At 33.1% G+C, this 4,325-nt stretch carries 2 protein-coding genes and 1 pseudogene; 1 reads left to right on the forward strand and 2 read right to left on the reverse strand.

Translation table 11 applies throughout. The annotated features are described in order from the left end of the window. Window positions 1–1,142: 1,142 nt before the first annotated feature. Together NCCP28_RS23945 and NCCP28_RS23325 are read right to left on the reverse strand one after the other, a co-directional pair. Window positions 1,143–1,466, reverse strand: a pseudogene (locus NCCP28_RS23945) (PTS sugar transporter subunit IIB). A gap of 235 nt (window positions 1,467–1,701) precedes the next feature. After that, window positions 1,702–2,427: a MurR/RpiR family transcriptional regulator gene (locus tag NCCP28_RS23325; protein WP_248563548.1), complete on the reverse strand. Its 726-nt coding sequence runs from the start codon at window positions 2,425–2,427 to the stop codon at window positions 1,702–1,704. A 326-nt stretch (window positions 2,428–2,753) separates the two neighbouring features. On the opposite strand from NCCP28_RS23325, the gene NCCP28_RS23330 reads away from it, so the two are divergent. Continuing rightward, the gene (locus tag NCCP28_RS23330; RefSeq protein ID WP_248563549.1) at window positions 2,754–4,082 is read left to right on the forward strand and encodes a 6-phospho-beta-glucosidase; all 1,329 of its coding nucleotides are present in this window, start codon (window positions 2,754–2,756) and stop codon (window positions 4,080–4,082) included. Window positions 4,083–4,325 lie beyond the last annotated feature (243 nt).

Below are 4,325 nucleotides of genomic sequence, written 5' to 3' on the forward strand. Positions count from 1 at the left end.
GTTTCTATCGCTCAGAAGCGACTTTACTAATATACCATAACTTCTTTTGTTAAGTCAACAACTTTTTTAAAAAAGTTTTTTCTATCAAATTGTTGTTGATAAGTTATGTTTATATTTTTTCGTTGCTGTCAGAAGCAACTTTTATATAATAGCAAGAATAACTCAATTCGTCAATGTTTTTTTCACATCTTATTTATGTGTATCTCTATTATAAACATAATCATTATTTATTACCCTAAATATTATTAAACATTAATCAAGGACCACGTTCCCTTCCTCAGTATCTTTTTCCCACCATTTATACTATTTCTATTAGATTAAAATGAGTTTCATAAATTAAAATAAAATAGTAGCTATATTCACTCAACTTTAAAGTCTACATTTTTAAAAGTACTTTTCCTGCACCTTTATTGCAAATACGAATAAAAATCTCCAAAAAGAAAATAAATACCACACTTCTCATCCCTACTGGCCCCACAACCTTACTCCTTCAAGGATTGCTTGATTTTTAGACCTATTCTCTTAACAAAGGGCATCATATGACATAGCAAAAAATCTAGAAATCAAATAAATACCGATTCCTATTCTTATCAATCTTATTCCTATCAAAAAACAGCCATTTTGACAATAAAGATAGATTAGTAAGGTAGAACAACAACCGAGAATAAATCCCCATACAACAATTGTAATAGTAGATTCAAAAGCAGGTCGATTTTTTTAATAATAAACTATTAATCAACAAAAAAAGCATTTATCCAATAATCACACATGCCCCAATAGAGAGACCTATTTTTTCGGAAGCTCCTATATAAAAAGCGTTCCATGGTCATAATAGTCATCGTAAAATCATATAAAACTAAAATACATTGACCAACTCTTTCCTATGATAGATGCCATAAAATCTGCATATTCGTTAATTGGAAGATTTCTCAACAGCAAAAAGATTGATCCAATAACAAGAAGAGACATCACTCCAAAAAACCACCTTTAATTGCGGTAATATATTGATTGCTATCAGGTTTAAATGCAATAGGAACCATTTTGTGCTCTAATGCCTCAATAAATTTTTGCATGCCATAGCACTCTCTTCACAATATTTTTTGGAAGAAGAATGTATCCACCCCTTCCTCTTTTATGGTATATTAGCCTTCAATTAAATTTAGTGCTTGTTCTAATACTTTTTCTCCATTCACCACTCCATAATACTGCACATTACATTAATAGTACCAATTAGGATACTTTCCCGCTCTAATTTAGGCGCAAATTATCTTTGCATAAAATTTTCACTTGGGGTCCGAGCAAACACTACACTCACATCTTCATTTGCTAATGCAACATCAAATTCTGAGGAAGAATTTGCAAAAAATATCTGCCTCAATATTTTTTGCTTCAGCTGCTTTTTTCATTTTTAAAAACATTAAACTGGTGCTCATTCCTGCTACACATACTAGCATAATTGTTTTCATACTTATTTCCTCCCGACACTTTTTAATAAATTAATCTTGTCTTCTTACTTTTTATAAGAAAGTGTTTTACGTTACAGGAACTCTTTTTCTGTTAATCAACAGAAACGTTTAGTAGGAATGTTTGCCAACAAAGGATTTTGCGGTGCACACAGTTTTAAGCAAAGTCAAATAGCCTGACTCCGATTAAGTATCCTCGTCAGGCTGCTTTGATATTGCAGTATGAAAACAGTAACTACTATTTATTAAGTTTATATATTTCACGAGCCATTGATTCTAAGATATACAGAACTGGTATTTGAGTAGTGATATTTGCGTTTTCAAAAAATTCCTCTGTTACATAGTAAGGAATGTTTATTTCAGAGATTTTGGCAATAGTCGAATGTTTATTATTTGTAATGCTAATAATTTTACTTCCTTCTTGTTTCAGTTGGTTAAGATGAGTAACGGTAAAATTATTTTCTCCAGAAACGGATAAAGCAATTGTTGCACTATTATGACGAAAACTAGAATGAATGGGAAAAAGAGGATCTTTAATATACAATGAAAATTTGCCTACACTTGAGAAATATCTTGCTCCGTATTCAGCAAGAATACCTGAGCTTCCTATCCCAATAAAGATTATGTTATCCGCTTTATTCACTATACTTGCAGCATTGCTTATGTTTTCCTCTATATCTCCCTTTAACGTCCGCTCAAAGAACCCCATTATCGAATGTTGAGGGCTTTTTAGCACAGTTTTTTTACTTTCTCCTAAATGCATTTTAAGCTTTACTTTAAATTCTGAAAAACCCTCACAATTTATTTTTCGGCAAAAACGTAAAATGGTAGCTGTTGACACATGAGTTTCATCTGCCAGTTCCCGGATACGCATATAGGAAACTTTATCACCATTTTGACAAATGTAGTTATATAAAGACGTTTCTAACTCATTAAATGAAGCGATTATATCATGTGTAAACATTTATATCAGATTCTCCTTCTATAAAGTAATTTCGCCTTTTTTATAACTGCTAAAAATTTTTATAGTCTGATCTTAACATACCCATCAAACGAAATACATGCTGTTACTTTTATGTAACAAATAACTTCTTTCGTTATTAAAAACTAGATGCTCCTTCCTTATTTACCGCCTTACTAAATGCAGATACAATTCATATATAAGCTCTTTTACTTTCTTAGTCTAAAGGTGAAAGCTAAAGAGACACAATCATTTTAAATCTTTGCAATAGAAATTTTGAAACCGCAACCAACTTATTGGCTGCTAAATTAAGCGGAGGTGCAGAGAGCATGAAACAAGGAGTCAAAATTGTAACCATTGGTGGGGGATCTAGTTATACTCCTGAATTAGTAGAAGGAGTCATAAAGCGGTACGATGAATTGCCGGTTAGAGAATTATGGCTTATAGATATTGAAGCCGGAAAAGAAAAATTAGAAATTGTCGGAAGTCTCGCAAAAAGGATGATTGAAAAAGCTAACCTTCCAATTGAAGTTCATTTAACCCTTGATAGAAGATCTGCTTTAAAAGGTGCTGACTTTGTTACTACTCAATTTCGTGTAGGCCTGTTGGATGCTCGTGCGAAAGATGAAAAAATTCCATTAAGCCACGGTGTATTAGGACAAGAAACAAATGGGCCAGGTGGATTATTTAAGGGCTTGCGTACCATTCCAGTTATTTTGGAAATTGTAAAAGATATTAAAGAACTTTGCCCAGATGCTTGGTTAATTAACTTTACAAATCCTGCTGGAATGGTGACAGAGGCAGTGCTCCGCTACACTGATCACAAGAAAATTGTCGGCCTATGCAATGTACCTATCGGTATAGAGATGGGAGTGGCAAAACTGCTAGAGGTAGATCATTCTCGCATTCGAATTGATTTTGCTGGACTAAACCATATGGTATATGGATTAGATATCTATCTAGATGGAGTGAGTGTAAAAGATAAAGTAATTAATCTTTTAACAAATCCAGAAAACAGCAGCTTTGTTAAAAATATAGAGGGACAAGGATGGGAGCCGGAATTTATCCGAGCATTGAACGCCTTACCTTGCCCGTATCATATGTACTACTATAAAAAAGATGAAATGCTGCAAAAAGAGTTAAAAAACTTTAATGAAGGAACAACAAGAGCGGAAGTAGTGAAAAAGCTTGAAGAAGAACTATTCGAACTTTACAAAGATCCTAATTTAACAATTAAGCCGCCTCAATTAGAGAAACGTGGTGGAGCATACTACAGTGATGCAGCGGTTCGTTTAATTTCCTCCATCTATAATGATAAACGCGATATTCAACCCGTTAACACAATTAACAATGGAGCGATTGCAAGTATTCCATATGATTCTGCTGTGGAAGTAAGCTGTGTTATTACAAAAGAAGGTCCAAAACCAATCATTAATGGGGATCTACCAGTCGCAGTTCGAGGACTAGTCCAACAAATCAAATCATTTGAACGGATAAGTGCAGAAGCAGCCGTGACAGGCAACTATGATACGGCTTTGCTTGCTATGACCATTAATCCTCTTGTACCTTCTGATAAAGTTGGTAAAACGATCTTAAATGAAATGTTAGAAGCACATAAAGAACATTTGCCAAAATTTTTCCCAAAAGTGAAAGCATAAAGTAAAAAATGCTCCAGTGTTTAAAGCACTGGAGCATTTTTTACTTTGCATAACTATTATCTTAATTTTTTTCCTATAACATAGAATTAATAAAGAAAGAAAACTGCCCATTAGATATGTATAGGAATCAAAGATTAAATAAGGGAAGTATTTAGGTGCTTTAACATGTGCAGAATAAAATCTCAAAGCTGAAATTATTTATTAGAAAAAAAGAATCAAAGCATGATGCTTTGATTCTTTTCG

Origin of the sequence: Niallia sp. NCCP-28 (genome assembly GCF_023168165.1) — a bacterium.
Classification (GTDB): Bacteria; Bacillota; Bacilli; order Bacillales; family Cytobacillaceae; genus Niallia.

Coding starts and splice junctions, on each gene's coding strand:
- NCCP28_RS23325 (WP_248563548.1), bottom strand. CDS start 2,427: ATGTTTACACATGATATAATCGCTTCATTTAATGAGTTAGAAACGTCT.
- NCCP28_RS23330 (WP_248563549.1), top strand. CDS start 2,754: ATGAAACAAGGAGTCAAAATTGTAACCATTGGTGGGGGATCTAGTTAT.